Annotated in this window: 16 protein-coding genes; 8 read left to right on the top strand and 8 right to left on the bottom strand. The window is 60.8% G+C overall.

All coding sequences use genetic code 11. From position 1 onward, the window contains the following. Positions 1-39: 39 nt before the first annotated feature. The 3 genes from peaB to peaD are packed head-to-tail and all read left to right on the top strand — an operon-like array spanning position 40 to position 2,935. Positions 40-1,470 carry a quinohemoprotein amine dehydrogenase maturation protein gene (gene peaB / locus AC3WJW_RS29610; RefSeq protein ID WP_493728493.1) on the top strand — a complete coding sequence of 477 codons (1,431 nt, stop codon included), beginning with the start codon at positions 40-42 and terminating at the stop codon, positions 1,468-1,470. Between the two features lies 1 nt (position 1,471). Beyond that, positions 1,472-1,795 (top strand): quinohemoprotein amine dehydrogenase subunit gamma, encoded by a 324-nt coding sequence (qhpC, locus tag AC3WJW_RS29605; protein WP_008016081.1) that lies wholly within the window; start codon positions 1,472-1,474, stop codon positions 1,793-1,795. Between the two features lie 21 nt (positions 1,796-1,816). After that, the gene (gene peaD, locus AC3WJW_RS29600) at positions 1,817-2,935 is read left to right on the top strand and encodes a quinohemoprotein amine dehydrogenase subunit beta (protein WP_493728492.1); all 1,119 of its coding nucleotides are present in this window, start codon (positions 1,817-1,819) and stop codon (positions 2,933-2,935) included. 129 nt (positions 2,936-3,064) lie between these two features. Here peaD and AC3WJW_RS29595 read toward each other — a convergent pair whose 3' ends face one another. After that, positions 3,065-3,466, bottom strand: a complete 402-nt coding sequence (locus AC3WJW_RS29595) for a lysozyme inhibitor LprI family protein (RefSeq protein WP_493728491.1) — start codon at positions 3,464-3,466, stop codon at positions 3,065-3,067. Between the two features lie 288 nt (positions 3,467-3,754). Between AC3WJW_RS29595 and AC3WJW_RS29590 the strand changes: the two genes are divergently transcribed. Then, a complete protein-coding gene (locus tag AC3WJW_RS29590) occupies positions 3,755-4,243 on the top strand; it encodes an SRPBCC family protein (protein ID WP_493728490.1) in 489 nt (162 codons plus the stop codon). 286 nt (positions 4,244-4,529) lie between these two features. Here the strand turns inward: AC3WJW_RS29590 and inhA are convergent, their stop codons facing one another. Continuing rightward, entirely contained in the window at positions 4,530-5,216 is a 687-nt protein-coding gene (gene inhA / locus AC3WJW_RS29585) for an isonitrile hydratase (RefSeq protein ID WP_493728489.1), read from the bottom strand. A gap of 89 nt (positions 5,217-5,305) precedes the next feature. On the opposite strand from inhA, the gene AC3WJW_RS29580 reads away from it, so the two are divergent. Beyond that, positions 5,306-6,289, top strand: coding sequence for a GlxA family transcriptional regulator (locus tag AC3WJW_RS29580; protein ID WP_493728488.1), 984 nt, complete (start codon positions 5,306-5,308; stop codon positions 6,287-6,289). 11 nt (positions 6,290-6,300) lie between these two features. Here AC3WJW_RS29580 and AC3WJW_RS29575 read toward each other — a convergent pair whose 3' ends face one another. The 3 genes from AC3WJW_RS29575 to AC3WJW_RS29565 all read right to left on the bottom strand — a co-directional run bounded on the left by AC3WJW_RS29575 (position 6,301) and on the right by AC3WJW_RS29565 (position 9,542). Further along, entirely contained in the window at positions 6,301-6,690 is a 390-nt protein-coding gene (locus tag AC3WJW_RS29575) for a hypothetical protein (protein WP_493728487.1), read from the bottom strand. Positions 6,691-7,024: 334 nt separating this feature from the next. Next, on the bottom strand, positions 7,025-8,848 hold the full coding sequence (locus AC3WJW_RS29570) for a glycoside hydrolase family 15 protein (protein WP_493728486.1): 1,824 nt from the start codon (positions 8,846-8,848) through the stop codon (positions 7,025-7,027). 157 nt (positions 8,849-9,005) lie between these two features. Beyond that, on the bottom strand, positions 9,006-9,542 hold the full coding sequence (locus tag AC3WJW_RS29565; protein WP_493728485.1) for a TetR/AcrR family transcriptional regulator: 537 nt from the start codon (positions 9,540-9,542) through the stop codon (positions 9,006-9,008). Positions 9,543-9,656: 114 nt separating this feature from the next. Here AC3WJW_RS29565 and AC3WJW_RS29560 point away from each other — a divergent pair, with 114 nt between their 5' ends. From AC3WJW_RS29560 to AC3WJW_RS29550, 3 genes are all read left to right on the top strand, one after another. After that, on the top strand, positions 9,657-10,847 hold the full coding sequence (locus AC3WJW_RS29560) for an MFS transporter (protein ID WP_493728484.1): 1,191 nt from the start codon (positions 9,657-9,659) through the stop codon (positions 10,845-10,847). A gap of 105 nt (positions 10,848-10,952) precedes the next feature. After that, positions 10,953-12,104, top strand: a complete 1,152-nt coding sequence (locus tag AC3WJW_RS29555; protein ID WP_476200254.1) for a TDT family transporter — start codon at positions 10,953-10,955, stop codon at positions 12,102-12,104. 96 nt (positions 12,105-12,200) lie between these two features. Continuing rightward, on the top strand, positions 12,201-14,075 hold the full coding sequence (locus AC3WJW_RS29550; RefSeq protein WP_493728483.1) for an MFS transporter: 1,875 nt from the start codon (positions 12,201-12,203) through the stop codon (positions 14,073-14,075). Positions 14,076-14,201: 126 nt separating this feature from the next. Here the strand turns inward: AC3WJW_RS29550 and sugE are convergent, their stop codons facing one another. The 3 genes from sugE to rdgC form a co-directional block, all read right to left on the bottom strand. Further along, positions 14,202-14,516 (bottom strand): quaternary ammonium compound efflux SMR transporter SugE, encoded by a 315-nt coding sequence (gene sugE, locus AC3WJW_RS29545; protein ID WP_007977599.1) that lies wholly within the window; start codon positions 14,514-14,516, stop codon positions 14,202-14,204. Positions 14,517-14,634: 118 nt separating this feature from the next. Further along, entirely contained in the window at positions 14,635-15,600 is a 966-nt protein-coding gene (locus AC3WJW_RS29540) for a bile acid:sodium symporter family protein (protein ID WP_493728482.1), read from the bottom strand. Positions 15,601-15,744: 144 nt separating this feature from the next. Further along, positions 15,745-16,665 carry a recombination-associated protein RdgC gene (gene rdgC, locus AC3WJW_RS29535; RefSeq protein ID WP_007969735.1) on the bottom strand — a complete coding sequence of 307 codons (921 nt, stop codon included), beginning with the start codon at positions 16,663-16,665 and terminating at the stop codon, positions 15,745-15,747. Between the last annotated feature and the right edge of the window lie 227 nt (positions 16,666-16,892).

The raw sequence follows: 16,892 nt of genomic DNA, 5'->3' as shown, positions 1-16,892 counted from the left end.
GCAAGCCCTGCAAAACGGGGCCTGCACAGGAGGTTTGCAATGGGCGCTATCTTGAATCTGGTCGAACGCAACCTGCACGAAGTGCAGGTCGATGCCGACCGCATGCTGTTTCACATCCCCAGCAGTTCGCTGTTCGCCAGCGATGAACTGACGGGTACCATCATCGATACCCTGCGCGGTCCCGGCTGCTCCTCGGACGACCTGATCCAGCGCCTGGCCTCGCGTTTCAATGGCGAGGAGATCACCGAGACCCTGCGCGAGCTGATGGCCCTGGAACTGGTCAGCGACGGCTCTCCGCTGACCCCGGACATCGCCACCAAACGGGTCGAGCGCACGGCGATCAACACCGTGGTGCTCAACGTCAACACCGGCTGCAACCTGAGCTGCACCTACTGCTACAAGGAAGATCTCGATAAGCCGTCAGCCGGCAAGAAGATGGACGTCGAAACGGCCATCGCCTCGGTGGAAATGCTGCTGCGCGAATCCCCGGACGAAGAGCGTTTCACCGTGGTGTTCTTCGGCGGCGAACCGCTGAGCAACCGCAAGCTGATCGAGTACATGGTCGATTACTGTGAGAAGCGTTTTCGCGAGGCCGGCAAGTTTGTCGAATTCGTCATGACCACCAACGCCACGCTGCTCACCGAAGAAACCGTGGATTACCTCAATGCCCACCGTTTCGGGCTGTCGGTGAGCATCGACGGGCCGAAAACCGTGCACGACCGCAACCGCATCACCGTAGGCGGGCAGGGCACCTATGACGTGGTGCGACGCAAGGCCGAGATGCTGCTGTCGCGCTACAACAGCCGTCCGGTGGGCGCGCGGGTGACCCTGACCACCGGCGTGACCGACGTTGAAACCATCTGGGATCACCTGTTCAACGAGCTGGGTTTCGCCGAAGTCGGCTTTGCCCCGGTGACGTCCGGCGACATCAGCACGTTCAACCTCACCAGCGACGAGTTGATCGAAGTTTTCGCCAACATGAAAAAACTCGGTCGGCGCTATCTGGAAGCGGCGCTGGAGCACCGCAACATCGGTTTCTCCAACCTGCACCAGTTGATCACCGACATCCACGAAGGTCACAAAAAGGCCCTGCCGTGCGGCGCGGGCCTGAAGATGCTGGCGGTCGATCACAAGGGCGAGCTGAACCTGTGCCACCGCTTTACCGGTTCGAGCCTGCCGACCTTCGGCAACGTGCACAGCGGCGTCAAGCAGGTGGAGTTGAACGACTTCCTGTCCCAGCGCCTGGACCGCACCAACACCGGCTGCGAAGACTGCCAGATCCGCAACCTGTGTTCCGGCGGCTGCTACCACGAGAGCTACGCCCGCTACGGCGACCCGACGCACCCGACCTATCACTACTGCGAACTGATGCGTGACTGGGTCGACTTCGGCATCGAGGTCTACACCCGGATCATGGCCCATAACCCTGCGTTCATCAGCAGTTACATCACTCCGCGCAAGGCTCACTGATATGAAACATCTCAAGGCAATCAATAACAAAGCGTTGAAGCTGGATCAGGCCGCGGACGAGAACCGCATCGAAGAAGTGGTGGCCATGAGCTCCGTGGCGGGCTGTGCCTCGACCACCGACCCGGGCTGGGAAATCGATGCGTTTGGCGGTGTGTCGTCACTGTGCCAGCCGATGGAGGCCGACCTCTACGGGTGCTCCGACCCGTGCTGGTGGCCGGCCCAGGTGCCCGACATGATGAGCACCTACCCGGACTGGAACAAGGATGCCCAAGCGTCCAACGACAACTGGCGCAACCTCGGCACTGTCTTCCCCAAAGACAAGTGATCACAGAAGAAGGATTCCAGCATGCGTAACATCAAAGCCTGCGGCCTGGCCGCGTTCGCCGTCCTGAGCAGCTGTTCTGTCAGTGTTCTGGCCGATGAAAACACCGCGCTGCAAGTCGGTCACGAATACATGGTGACCACCAACTACCCGAACAACCTGCACGTGATCGACCTGGCCTCCGACACCCTGTTCAAGACCTGCAAGATGCCCGACGCCTTCGGCCCCGGCACCGTGCAATTGTCGCCGGATCGCAAGACCGCCTACGTGCTGAACAACCACTACGCGGATGTCTACGGTGTCGAACTGGACAGCTGCAAACAGGTGTTCCACGCCAGCATCACCCAGAAGCCGGGGGAGAAGGCCAAGTCGATGTTCGCCTTCACGGTCAGCCACGACGGCAAGGAGCTGTACACCGTCGCCAACCCGACGCTGATGATGAACGACCGCTACGAAGTGCAGCAGCCCCGGCTTGATGTGTACTCGACTGACGCCGGGATGGATGCCAAGCCGGTGCGCAGCTTCCCGGCGCCAAGGCAGCTGACCATCATGCAGAGTGGCGACGACGGCACCCTGTATGTGGCGGGGGCGGACGTCTACAAGGTCAACGTGCAGACCGGCAAGTTCGACGTGCTGATCCCCAGCCGTCACTGGAAGCGCCCGAACTACAGCGCGCCGGACGTGCTCTACGTGTGGAACCAGCAGACGTACCGGCACGACTTCTCGTTGCTCTACACCGCCGCGAAATTCAAGGACAAGAAGCAGGACCCGGCCACCGCCGAATACCTGTACGGCCTGTTCAGCGTCGACCTGAAAACCGGCAAGACCGAAACCACCGACTTCGGGCCGCTGACGGAAATCTATTTCAGCGGCATGCGCTCGCCAAAGGACCCGAACCTGATGTTCGGCGTGCTCAACCGCCTGGCCAAGTACGACATCAAGGAGAAGAAAATGCTCCAGGCGGCGACGCTTGATCACTCCTACTACTGCATTTCCTTCAACAAGGACGGCAGCAAGATCTACCTGGCCGGGACGTTCAACGACGTGGCGATCTTCGATGCCGACAGCCTGAAACAGACGGGCAGCATCAAATTGCCGGGCGGGGACATGGCGATTACCACGGCGCAGATTTTCGTCAGGTAATTGCCGCGACTGAACTGAAACTATCGCGAGCAGGCTCGCTCCCACAGTTGATCGCATTCTTTCTGAAAGAACACGGTTGAATGTGGGAGCGAGCCTGCTCGCGAAGAGGCCCTGTCAGACGCTAAAGAATCAGCCCCCCGGCACCGGACAACTCATATCCCCCTCCTGGCACTTCAGGTAGTTCTTGAACGTCTGCACCCGCGCCTTGGTCAATTCCGTCACGCAATTGCTGTAGATCAGCGGATACACACTGCCGCCTTCCACTCCGGACGCCGAGAACTTGCACTCGGCATCGCGGAACGTAACCCACGCCCGCTGCGCACCCACCAGCAGTTTCTTGTTGTCCGGGTTGCCCTTGAATCGCGAAGTGATCTGCTGGTACAGCGCATTCAACTCCTTGTCGGCGGTCGCATTCTGTTGCGCCGCGCACTGGTTCATCGTCGCCTGGTCGCTGGCGTTTTCGCAGTCCACGGCGACAGCCATGGAGGTGAACAGCAGGGGCGTCAATGCCAATAGTAAGCGTGGGTTCATGCCGGATTACTCGCTGTGACCAAATGTTGAGGTGCAGTGTAGCGCTGTGACGGATTCAGCCCGCTACGCTTGCCACTACGTAAATTTCTCCAACGATTGCCATTCGATGCTGTTTCGCGGGAGAACATTAGCGGTTTCGGGCCTCTGACTTTGTGATTGCCCCAGAACTTATCCGCGTAAATGCTACCGAATATCTCAGGTATGGTTGATTGCGCATCCCGATTGGTACAACTTTAGGGTTGGTCTTGTGGTCTTACTGACCTACTGTTCAAGTACAGGAGGTGACTTATGAACCCAGCATCTGATCGCATCGAAAGGAAAATCCTGCTCAAGGCCAAGCGTTCGCAGGTCTGGCGCGTGCTGGCCAATGCCGAAGTGTTCGGACAGTGGTTTGGCGTGGCGCTGAAAGGCAAGCGTTTTGTGGCAGGCGAGTGGACCCAGGGCCGGGTTACGTACCCCGGTTATGAACACGTATTGTGGAACGTGTTGGTCGAACGGGTCGAGCCGGAGCGGTTGTTTTCGTTTCGCTGGCATCCGTACGCGGTGCGTCCCGAGATCGACTATTCCCAGGAGCCAACCACCCTGGTCAAGTTCGAACTGGAAGATCATGACGCAGGCACCTTGCTCAGAGTCTCCGAGTCCGGTTTCGATCACATCCCCGATGTGCGCCGGGAAAAGGCTTTCCGAATGGATAGTCGTGGATGGGAAGAGCAAATGAACAATATCGAGCAGTTTTTGATCGACAATGCAAAGTCCCACGAGCAACAGAGTGGCTGAAGTCGGCTCGACGCCTGAGGCATCTAAGGGTTTTCGGAAGGTGGCTTATAGCGAATGTCTTACACGCGATGGTAGCGATGTCGCCTGTTACAAATTGGATCCGATGCGTATTCTGGCCTCACCCACTGAAGCACAGGATGTGCTCAGGATCACGGATGATCGACCATATGCAAGGAACGCTGCGACAAGGAGTCGTCATGGTCTTGGAAAAACCCGCTTCGGCGGGTTTTTTTGTGGCCGCAGGAAAAGTCGGGGCGGCAGCAAGCGGATGCCTACCGCCGTTTTCTTACTGACGATCGAGTTTTGCCGCCGCGCGCTCGGTGATTTCCGCCCGCAGCTTCAATGAGCCGGCAGCCCGCTGGCGGGCCTCTTCCAGCACACTGGCCGGCGCCGTCTCGGGGCTGCCCGCCGTAAACGGCGGGGCCGGAGCGTATTCCAGTTGCAACTGCACCAACTCGGCGGTGGCCGGGTCGAACAGCTCGGCGGCCAGGGTCAGGGCGAAGTCGATACCGGCAGTGATTCCGCCACCGGTCAACAGATGGCCGTCGCGAACCACCCGATCCTTTACCGGTATTGCGCCCAGCGGCTTGAGCAACTCGTGATAGGCCCAGTGAGTGGTGGCGCGTTTACCCTTGAGCAAGCCCGCCGCGCCCAATACCAGTGCGCCGGTGCACACCGAGGTGATGTACCGGGCGTTGGCGGCCTGGGCCCTGAGGAAGTCCAGGGTCTGGTCATCTTCCATCAAGGGTCCGACGCCACTGCCACCGGGCACACAGATCACGTCCAGTGCCGGGCAATCGTCGAAGGTGGTGGTCGGTTTCAACAGCAGGCCGGTGCTGGCGGTGACCGGCATCAGGTCTTTCCAGATCAGATGCACTTTCACGTCCGGCAGCGAGGCCAGTACGTCGTAAGGGCCGGTCAGGTCCAGTTGCTGAACCTGTGGAAACAACAGAAAACCGATCTGCAACGTCATGGTGTTTTTTCTCGTGAAGTGGGTGGACGGTTTGACTTTAGGCTCGTAGGCTTTGGCGCATACGCCAATATCCCCACGAATTACGCCAAATGTCGAAAACCATCCATGTGCTCGCTTTCGCCAACGTGCAATTGCTCGACGTCACTGGGCCGTTGCAGGTATTCGCCTCGGCCAACGACATTGCCCGTCAGCAAGGCCTGCCGCCACCCTACGCGCCGACGGTGATTGCCAGCGGCGGCGGGGCGGTGATGTCGTCGGCGGGCCTGGCGCTGTTGGCCGAACCCTTACCGGATGACGGCACTGACACCCTGATCATCGCCGGTGGCTGGGGTGTCTACGCGGCGGCGCAAGATGCGTCGTTGGTCGCCTGGGTGCGCGAGCATGCCCGTGGCTGCCGACGGGTTTCCTCGGTGTGTACCGGTGCGTTTCTGCTGGCGGCCAGCGGCTGGCTCGACGGCCGGCGGGTGGTCACCCACTGGACCCGCTGCGAGCAACTGGCGCAACAGCACCCGCGCTTGCAGGTCGAACCCAACCCGATCTTCATCAACGACGGCCCGGTCTGGACCTCGGCCGGCGTGACGGCCGGCATCGATCTGGCGCTGGCCATGGTCGAACAAGACCTGGGGCGCAACATGGCCCTGGACGTCGCCCGGCAACTGGTGGTGTTTCTCAAGCGTCCGGGTGGCCAGTCGCAATTCAGCGTGACCCTGTCCCTGCAACAGGAAGGTCAGCGATTCGACGAACTTCACGCCTGGATCAGCGAAAACCTGACCAAGGACCTTGGCATCCCGACCCTGGCCTTGCAGGCCGGCATGAGCGAACGCAGCTTCGTGCGCCACTACCGCGCCGACACCGGCCAGACCCCGGCCCGGGCCATCGAACTGATCCGCGTCGAAACCGCGCGGCGTCTGCTCAGCGATACCGGTGTGCCGATCAAACGGCTGGCGGTGCAATGCGGCTTCGGCAGCGAAGAAACCCTGCGCCGCAGCTTCCTGCGGGCCATGGGGGTGACACCGCAGGCTTACCGGGAGCGGTTTTCGGTCAGTGCTGGCGCAGATTCCGCCATGACTTGAGCCCATTACTATCAGACTTCCGTTTCTGCTACCTGATTGAAATACTTCGCCCGATCCGGTGTAAACGTCACCACCATGGCTGTCCGTGCACACGTCAGCGCTCGTTCTTGCGCCAGGTCCACGTCCAGGTCTTCCCCGCGCAAGCCTTGCCACTGGGCGAGGTATTTGAGGGAGCCGTATTTTTCGAGTTTCTTCAGGCTGCGGCTGACGCCACCTTTCCAGCCCAGTACGGGCAACTCGCCGGCGAGGCACTGTCGCGCTAGGTCGGGGAAGCGCGCGGCGCGCTGGCGGCCGACTTCCCAGCATTTGATCAGGCCCTTGTCGTCGGCCTCCCAGAGTTCTTCGCGGTTCAAACCGGTTCGGAGCGGGGTGTCGATGCTGCGATGGATGCGTTGGGTCATTCTGGTTCCTTGAATTCGGGTGGTTCTGGACAGCTCCGCTGTGCCCGTTGATCGAGGATGGTAGGTGGGGTGATAGCGGCTGGCAACAATCGTTTTCGGGCAATGGAGATGCCTTGTTTGCTGATAACCGGGCAGGTTTGTTTAGTGGTTGCAGGAGTTTGGCTTGCACCGATCACCGGTTCATCCGGCGGTATTCAGTCAATCTTGTGTTGTGGCTGATGCCCCTTTCGCGAGCAAGCCCGCTCCCACACTTGCTCTCGGCCGGACACAAAATTTGTGCCCATTGAAAAGCAAATGTGGGAGCGGGCTTGCTCGCGAAAGGGGCGACGCATTCTCAAGGCTGCCAAACAACCTTTTCCCCACTCAACCTGCGATCCAGAAAACACGCAGCACTGATCAACGCCAGGTGCGTCAGCGCCTGCGGTGTGTTGCCCATGTGCCGTCCATGGCTGTCGAACTCTTCGGCATACAACCCCAGCGGGTTGGCGTACCTGAGCAACTGTTCGAACTCGAGGTGGGCCTTGTCGAGCTGGCCGGCGCGGGCCAGGCATTCGACGTACCAGAACGAGCAGGCGGCGAAGGCGCCTTCGCTGCCGGGCAGGCCGTCGATCTGGCTGTCGTCGTTGCGGTAGCGGTAGATCATGCCGTCGCGTACCAGGCTCTTTTCGATGGCTTGCAGGGTCGCCAGCCAGCGCGGGTCGCGGGCGCTGACGAAGCGCACCAGCGGCATCAGCAGCATCGAACCGTCCAGACCGGTGCCGCCGATGTGCTGGACGAAATGCCCGCGCTCCTCATTCCAGAAGTTCTCCCAGATGTCGGCATGGATCGCCTGGCGGGTCTGGTCCCAGCGGGCGAACGGGGCGGGCAGTGAGCGTTTGGACGCGAGGCGGATGGCGCGGTCCAGGGCGACCCAGCACATCAGCCTTGAATGCAGGAAGTGATACTGCTCACCGCGCATTTCCCAGATACCGACGTCCTTTTGCTCCCAGGTCTGGCAAACTTGATCGATGACTTCCACCGTGTGTTTCCAGCCTTCATGGGAGATGGCTTCGCCGTACTTGTTGACCAGGTAAATCGCGTCCATCAGTTCGCCAAAGATGTCGAGCTGGACCTGTTGGTACGCCTGGTTACCGATGCGCACCGGTTGTGCGCCGCCATGACCGGACAGGTGCGTCAGCTCGATTTCCGGCAACTCCTGGCGACCGTCGATGGCATACAGGATGTTGAGTTTCATCGGCTTGCCCCGGCAGTCGCTGACCCGCCCGCGCAACCAGCGCATGTAGGCGTTGGCCTCTTCGACGAAGCCCAGGCGCATGAACGCATAGACCGTGAACGAGGCGTCGCGGATCCAGGTGAAGCGATAGTCCCAGTTGCGCTCGCCACCGGGGCTCTCCGGCAGGCCGAAAGTAGCCGCGGCGAGAATGGCGCCGTGCTTGCGCGAGGTCAGCAGCTTCATGGCCAGGGCCGAGCGGTTGACCCTCTCGCGCCAGCGCCCGCGGTAGTTGGACTGGCCGATCCAGTCGCGCCAGAACTTCAGGGTGCGTTCCAGGCACAGCTGTGCGGCACCTTTCTTGAAACGCGGATCGTCGAGGGCGCCGAGCAGGAATTCGCCCGTCTGGTCTTGTTCAAGGGTGAATTCGGCGACTGCCATGTGGGTGTCGATGTGCAGTGCTTGATCCGATGAGAGCCGCAGCGACGGTTGATCGATGGCCTCGAAGATCACGTCCTGCCTGTCCATGCGTGCGCGAGTATCAGCGCGGGCGTAGTCATGGCGCACCGCGCAACATATGTGGAAGGTGGCGCGGCCGCTGACCACGCGGATTCGCCGCATCAGCAGTGGCAGGTCGTCTTCGGTGTCGCCGACGGGCAGCAGGTCGGTGACCTCGACCACCGCCCGGTCACTGAGCCAGCGGGTTTGCAGCACGTTGGTGTCGGGCAGGTAAATCTGTTCGCGACGGGCGTCGGGCAAGTCCGGCGACAACTGGAAAATCCCCGCCTCGGGGGTGTCCAGCAGCGAGCAGAAGATCGACGGACTGTCGAACTCCGGCCAGCAGAAAAAATCCACGCTGCCCTTGTCGTTGACCAGCGCCGCGCTGCGCATGTCGCCGATGATGCCGTGGGCGTCGATGGGGCTTTGGCGTTCGGGGTGATCAGCCATTGGCGCGGAACTCCGGGATTCTGGGGCCTATTTAGCTGACTGGTCTGGGTGGTCGAGAGTTCATTTGGCGGGGGCGTGGCATGGTGAAGACAGTTGCTCCCACATACAAAATAAATGCGATCAACTGTGGGAGCGGGTTTGCTCGCGAATGGCGGTATTAAGCAGTCAACGCAATCTCGATCAACCGATGCAGCTCTTCAACCTCCAGCGCGGCCTCGGAAAACAGAATGCGGAAAACGATGGGGGCGGCGATCAGGTTGATCAGCCGATCGACACCCGGCACGGGCTCGTTGGGAAAACGGTCGAGGATTGTCTGCAACTGCCCGCCAATGATCGTCGCGCAGTAACTTGGCTTGAGCGCCGCCTGTACGTCGCGCAGCATGTTGCGGCCGGGTTCGGAGCTCATTTCGTCCAGGTACTGTTCCGCCCAGGCTCGAATATCGCCGCGCAGGCTGCCGGTGTGGGTGGGGTCGTTGTCGGGCTGCATGCGGGCGAGGGCGACGTCGGCCAGCAGCGCCGACAAATCACCCCAGCGACGATAGATGGTCGAGGGTGTAACGCCTGCGCGCGCAGCAATTTGCGGCACGGTCAGGCTGGCGCGGTCCTGCTCCTCGAGGAGTTGACGCACGGCCGAATGAATCGACTCTTGTACCCGCGCGCTGCGTCCGCCCGGGCGTAAGGTGGGAGCTGTCATCCTGGGGTTCCTGTAAAAGCCATGCCTCAGACCTTAACACAAAGAATTTGCTTTAAGAGAGATCCAGTAGCACACTCCGCAAAAGCAAAAAGTTAGCTTTTGTGGAGCGCGCCCATGTCCAGTTCTCATTCAAACCGTGCCAGCCTGTGGTTTCTTGCCGTTACCCTGCTCAGTTTCCTGGCGGCCTCCACTGCGCCGACGCCGCTGTATCACCTGTATCAGGAGCAGATGCAGTTTTCGGCCGCGACCCTGACCCTGATTTTTGGCGTGTACGCCCTCAGCCTGTTGGTGGCGTTGTTGACCGTCGGTTCGTTGTCGGATTACCTGGGGCGCAAACCGGTGATTTTCACGGCGGTGGTGCTGAATATCCTGGCGATGCTGCTGTTTATTCACGCCGACAGCGTCACCTGGCTGATCAGTGCCCGAGTCCTGCAGGGTTTTGCCACCGGCATGGCTACCGCGGTGTTGGGCGCAACGCTACTGGATACCGACCGCGAACGGGGGCCGCTGGTCAATAGCGTTGCACCGTTGACCGGTATGGCCATTGGCGGGTTGGGCTGCGGTGTGTTGGCCGAGTTCGCCCCGGCGCCGTTGCACCTGACGTTCTGGCTGCTGCTGGCGTTGTTTGTGATGCAGGCGATGTATGTCTGGCGCTTGCCGGAAAGCGTCTCGCGGCAGGCCGGGGTTTGGGCCTCGTTGCGACCGACTCTGCATGTGCCGCTGCAGGCGCGCTCGACTTTGTGGCGGGTGCTGCCGCTCAATACTGCCCTGTGGGCCCTCGGCGGTTTCTACGCTTCCCTGGCGCCTTCGCTGGTGCGCACGGCCACAGGCTCGACTTCGAACATGATCGGCGGGGCGACCGTTGCCGCCTTGACGTTGACCGGTGCGCTGATGATTTACAGCATGCGCAACCGACCCGCCGGCAAGTCATTGTTATTGGGTGCCAGCATGATGCCAGCGGGTGTCGTGATGATTTTGCTGGGTGTGCACAGTGCCAGCCTGCCGCTGTTCTTCCTTGGCACCCTGGTCGCAGGCTGTGGTTTCGGCTCCGGTTTTCTTGGCACCTTGCGTAGTCTGGTGCCGCTGGCCTTGCCCCATGAGCGTGCCGGGCTGGTGTCGACGTATTACGCGCTCAGCTATCTCGCCTTCTGCCTGCCATCGCTGCTGGCCGGGAACCTGAGCCGACCCCTCGGCTTGGTGCCGACCGTCGACGGTTATGGCGCGGTGTTGATACTCCTGGCCCTTGGCGCTTTGGCAGGTTTGATGCGTCCGCGTTCAGGCAGGGCATGCGAGGCCAGTTCCTGATTGAATATCTAGGTAATAGATAACATATAGAGATATTACCCGTTATATAGATATTCGATCCGGATCTAACATGGGCTCTACCTCACGAGAGGACAGGAGTTCGCCATGACATGCGCCAATAGCATCAAGCCCGGAATCAAACCGTTCAGTCACCTGCAGCACCCCCGCGAAGTGATCCGCCAGTTCACCCCCAACTGGTTCGCGGCCACCATGGGCACCGGTGTGCTGGCGCTGGCACTGGCGCAATTGCCGGTCGCCATGCCCGCCTTGCACGCCTTTGCCGAAGCCCTATGGCTGTTCAACATCGCGTTGTTCCTGCTGTTTACGGCGCTGTACGCCGCCCGTTGGCTGCTGTTTTTCGACGAAGCACGACGGATCTTCGGCCACTCCACGGTCTCGATGTTTTTCGGCACCATCCCGATGGGCCTGGCGACCATCATCAACGGCTTCCTGGTGTTCGGCCTGCCGCGCTGGGGCGACGGTGTGATTCACCTCGCCGAAGTGCTGTGGTGGCTGGATGTGGCGATGTCGCTGGCCTGCGGCGTGCTGATTCCCTACATGATGTTCACGCGTCAGGAGCACAGCATCGACCAGATGACCGCCGTCTGGTTGTTGCCGGTGGTCGCGGCAGAAGTGGCGGCCGCCAGCGGTGGCCTGTTGGCGCCGCATTTGGCCGACGCTCACTCGCAACTGGTGATGCTGGTGACCAGCTACGTGCTCTGGGCCTTCTCCCTGCCGGTGGCCTTCAGCATCCTGACCATTCTGTTGCTGCGCATGGCCCTGCATAAACTGCCCCACGAAAACATGGCCGCCTCGAGCTGGCTGGCCCTTGGCCCGATCGGCACCGGCGCGTTGGGCATGCTGGTACTGGGCGGCGATGCACCGCTGATTTTCGCGGCCAACGGTTTGCCGGGCGTCGGTGAGATCGCTGCGGGACTGGGCCTGGTGGCCGGCATCACCCTGTGGGGCTTCGGCCTGTGGTGGATGCTGATGGCGCTGCTGATCACTGTGCGCTACCTGCGTGCCGGCATCCCCTTCAATCTGGGCTGGTGGGGTTTCACCTTCCCGTTGGGCGTCTATTCTCTGGCGACATTGAAGCTGGCCAGCACCTTGAACCTGACGTTTTTCAGTGTGTTTGGCTGTGTGCTGGTGGCGTTGCTGGCGGTGATGTGGCTGATTGTGGGCAAGCGCACGGTGCTGGGCGCCTGGCGGGGCGAGCTGTTTGTCTCGCCATGCATTGCCGGTTTGAAGAAATGACCGGCAAAGATTAGGTAAGGTGTGGCCTGGATCGAGTTTCGATACTCCAATTACAGTATCCAGGCCACTCTCTACATAATCAGGGACACATGGAAGATGAGTCACCCCTCACAGTTCACCTTGTTGCGTACCCGGCGCTTCCTGCCGTTCTTCATCACCCAGTCCCTTGGGGCATTCAACGACAATGTGTTCAAGCAGTCGTTGATCCTGGCGATTTTGTACAAGCTGACCATAGAGGGTGACCGCTCTGTCTGGGTCAACCTGTGTGCGCTGCTGTTTATCCTGCCGTTTTTCCTGTTCTCGGCCCTGGCCGGGCAATTCGGGGAAAAGTTCGCCAAGGATGCGTTGATCCGCCTGATCAAGCTTGGGGAAATCGCCATCATGGCGGTCGGCGCCGTCGGTTTTCTGTTCGATCACCTGTCGTTGATGCTGCTGGCGCTGTTCGCCATGGGCACCCATTCGGCGCTGTTCGGGCCGGTGAAGTACTCGATCCTGCCGCAGGCCCTGCGTGAGGAAGAACTGGTCGGCGGCAACGGCCTTGTGGAAATGGGCACCTTCCTGGCGATCCTCGCCGGCACCATTGGCGCCGGGGTCATGATGTCTTCGGCGCATTACGCACCGGTGGTGTCCACGGCGATCATCGGCATTGCCGTGCTCGGCTACCTGGCCAGCCGCAGCATTCCCCGGGCGGCGGCCGCCACGCCGCAAATGCGCCTGAACTGGAACATTTTCAGCCAGTCCTGGGCCACATTGAAGCTGGGCCTGGGGCAAACACCGGCAGTGTCACGCTCGATTGTCGGCAACTCATGGTTCTGGTTTGTCGGGGCGATCTATCTGACGCAGATCCCGGCCTATGCCAAGGAGTGGATGCACGGCGACGAGACCGTGGTGACGCTGATTCTGACGGTGTTCTCGGTCGGCATCGCATTGGGTTCGATGCTGTGCGAGAAGCTCTCCGGACGTAAAGTCGAGATTGGCCTGGTGCCGTTCGGATCGTTCGGCCTGACCGTCTTCGGGCTGCTGCTGTGGTGGCATTCCGGTGGAATTCCGGACAGCGCGGCCGGCCATGGCTGGATCGACATCCTCGGTTTCGGCCACACCTGGCTGGTGTTGCTCGACATCCTCGGCCTGGGCGTCTTTGGCGGTTTCTACATTGTGCCGCTGTACGCGCTGATCCAGTCGCGCACAGCGGAGAACGAGCGGGCGCGGGTGATTGCCGCCAACAACATCCTCAACGCGCTGTTCATGGTGGTGTCGGCGATTGTCTCGATCGTCTTGCTGAGCGTGGTCAAGCTGTCGATCCCGCAGTTGTTCCTGGTCGTGTCATTGCTGAACATCGGGGTCAACGCCTACATCTTCAGGATTGTCCCCGAGTTCACCATGCGTTTCATGATCTGGCTGCTCAGCCATTCCATGTATCGCGTCGAGCACCGCAACCTGGACCTGATCCCCGACGAAGGCGCGGCGCTGCTGGTGTGCAACCACGTGTCGTTCGTCGACGCCTTGCTGATTGGCGGCGCGGTACGTCGGCCGATTCGCTTTGTGATGTATTACAAGATCTACAACCTGCCGGTGCTGAACTTCATCTTCCGTACCGCGGGGACGATTCCGATTGCCGGGCGCCAGGAGGACATCCAGATATATGAGCAAGCTTTCACGCGCATTGCCCGGTATCTGAAGGACGGTGAGCTGGTGTGCATCTTCCCCGAAGGCAAATTGACCGCCGATGGCGAGATCAACGAGTTCAAGGGCGGGCTGACGCGGATTCTCGAAGAGACGCCGGTACCGGTGATTCCGCTGGCCTTGCAGGGGTTGTGGGGGAGTTTCTTCAGCCGCGATCCGGGTAAAGGGCTGTTTCGCCGGTTGTGGTCGCGGGTGACGTTGGTGGCCGGGCCGGCGGTGGCGGTTGAGGTGGCGCAGCCGGTGAAGTTGCAGGCGTTGGTGGGGGATTTGCGCGGGGCAGTCAGATAGCCGGTGGCTGTGCTGGCCTCTTCGCGAGCAGGCTCGCTCCCACAAGGGTTCCAGGGTGTGTCGCAGATTGTTGCAACACCTGCGACTCCTGTGGGAGCGAGCCTGCTCGCGATGGCGGTCTGAAAATCAAGCGCTGACCTTGAGCCCAACCAACCCGCTAATGATCAACGCCACACTCGCCAGCCGCACCAGCGCCATCGACTCGCCAAACAGAATGATCCCGGCGATCACTGTGCCAACGGCGCCGACACCGGTCCAGATCGCATAGGCCGTACCCAGCGGCAGTTCCTTCATTGCAAGGCCGAGCAAACCAAGGCTGATGGCCATGGCCGCAACGGTCAATACAGTGGGGAGCGGGCGGGTGAAACCGTCGGTGTACTTGAGACCGACGGCCCAGCCCACTTCGAAAAGGCCGGCGAAAAACAGAATGATCCAGGACATGAAGACCTCCATCGTCTGACGGGGTCGTCCCCTGATTAATGACTCGATCGAGCCGCGAGGTCGTCCTCGCGATGGGCAATATAGTGCCCAGCATTAACCCGGGGATCAAGTTTTCCAGTCAGTCGCGGACCTGTTGCGCCGTCATTTCCCGATCCTGTTTCTCGCTCATGCGACGGAAATACGTGGACAGCAATGCCCCGGAAATGTTGTGCCAGACACTGAACAATGCACTGGGCACTGCCGCCAGCGGCGAGAAGTGCGCACTGGCCAACGCGGCGCCCAACCCGGAGTTCTGCATGCCGACTTCCAGGGCCAGGGACTTGCGCTGGGCCAGGGGCAGCTTGAACAGGCGCCCGGTGAAGTAACCCAGCAGGTAGCCAAAGCTGTTGTGCAGCATGACCACGGCCATGATCAACAGGCCGGACTCGGCAATCTTCGCCTGGCTGGCGGCCACCACTGCCGTGACAATGATCACGATGCTGACCACCGATACCAGCGGCAACACGTCCACGGCGTGGCGAACCTTGTCGCCGAGCACCCGTTGGGCAACCACGCCCAGCACGATCGGCAACAGCACCACTTGCAGGATCGACCAGAACAACTCCATGAACGACACCGGCAACCAGGCCGAGGCCAGCAGCCAGATCAGCGCCGGCGTCAGCAGGGGGGCGAGGAGGGTGGTGACGGCGGCGATGGCCACTGACAGCGCCAGGTCGCCACGGGCCAGCCAGGTCATCACGTTCGACGAGGTGCCGCTTGGGCAGCAGCCGACCAGAATCACGCCGACGGCGATTTCCGGCGGCAAGTGGAACGCCTGGCAGAGCAACCACGCCACGCCGGGCATGATCACGAAATGGGCAACCACACCCAGGGCCACGCGCCAGGGATGGCGAGCGACTTCGGCGAAGTCTTCGAGCTTGAGGGTCAGGCCCATGCCGAACATCACGAGCCCCAGCAGCGGCACGATGGCGCCTTTGAGGCCGAGGAACCATGCCGGCTGCAGAAACGCCACGACCGCGAAAATCAGTACCCAGTAGGCGAAGGTGTTGCCGACAAAACGACTCAATGCAGCCAGTGCGCGCATGGCTTGATCCTTGTTAGGTGAAAGCGTTAGGGAGCTAAGCATACGCTGCTGGCAAAAAAAGATCGCAGCCTGCGGCAGCTCCTACAGGAGGAATACATTCCGATGTAGGAGCTGCCGCAGGCTGCGATCTTTTGATTCAGGCGATCAGATGCCTTGCGGAGTCTCTTCCCCGCCCAGCGCTTCAACCAGCGCCGGCAGGAAGTCGCCGAAGGTCAGCATCATCAGGGTGAAGCTGGCGTCCAGTTGGCCCAGGGCTTCGTCGCCACCGTCCTGTTCCGCCTGGTCTTGCAGCAGGTCTTCGAACTTCAGGCGCTTGACCACCATCTTGTCGTCGAGGACGAACGACAGTTTGTCCTGCCAGGCCAGGGACAGTTGAGTGACCACTTTGCCGGTGCTCAGGTGCAGCTGGATTTCTTCGCTGGTCAGGTCCTGGCGCTTGCAACGCACAATGCCGCCGTCTTCGTGGGTGTCGCGCAGTTCGCACTCGTCCAGCACAAAGAAATCGTCCGCGGCTTTCTGCGTGGTGACCCACTCGGTCATGGTCGCGGTCGGCGACATTTTCACGGTCAGCGGACGCACCGGCAGGGTGCCGATCACTTCACGCAGGGTCGACAGCAAGTCTTCGGCGCGTTTCGGGCTGGCCGAGTTGACCAGGATCAGGCCCTGTTTCGGCGCGATGGCGGCGAAGGTCGACGAGCGGCGGATAAAGGCGCGGGGCAGGAAGGCCTGGATGATTTCATCCTTGATCTGATCGCGTTCCTTCTTATAGACCTTGCGCATTTGCTCGGCTTCGATCTCTTCGACCTTTTCCTTGACCGCGTCACGCACGACGCTGCCTGGCAAAATACGTTCTTCCTTGCGCGCGGACACCAGCAGGAAGTCACCGCTGACGTGCACCAGTGGCGCATCTTCGCCTTTGCCGAACGGCGCGACGAAACCGTAGGTGGTCAACTCCTGGCTTGCACATGGGCGCGCCAGTTTGGTGGCCAGTGCAGTTTCCAACGCCTCGGCATCAACAGGCAGATCTTGGGTCAGGCGATAGATAAGCAGGTTTTTGAACCACATGGGGTGAGTCTCTCCTTTATACAAAGGGGGGCATTATTGTCTTCGCCGTGCCATAGGCCAACCTTTCTCTAAGCCTTTGGAAGGCCTGAGAAAATTATTTAAAAAAGTGCTTGCCAGAGGTTGGGTCGCTCCGTAGAATGCGCGCCACACCGAAGCGAAGGGTGATTAGCTCAGCTGGGAGAGCGTCTGCCTTACAAGCAGAATGTCGGCGGTTCGATCCCGTCATC

The sequence above is a fragment of the Pseudomonas sp. GW821-FHT07G06 genome (assembly GCF_058986625.1).
This window is presented reverse-complemented; position numbering and strand designations above follow the sequence as displayed.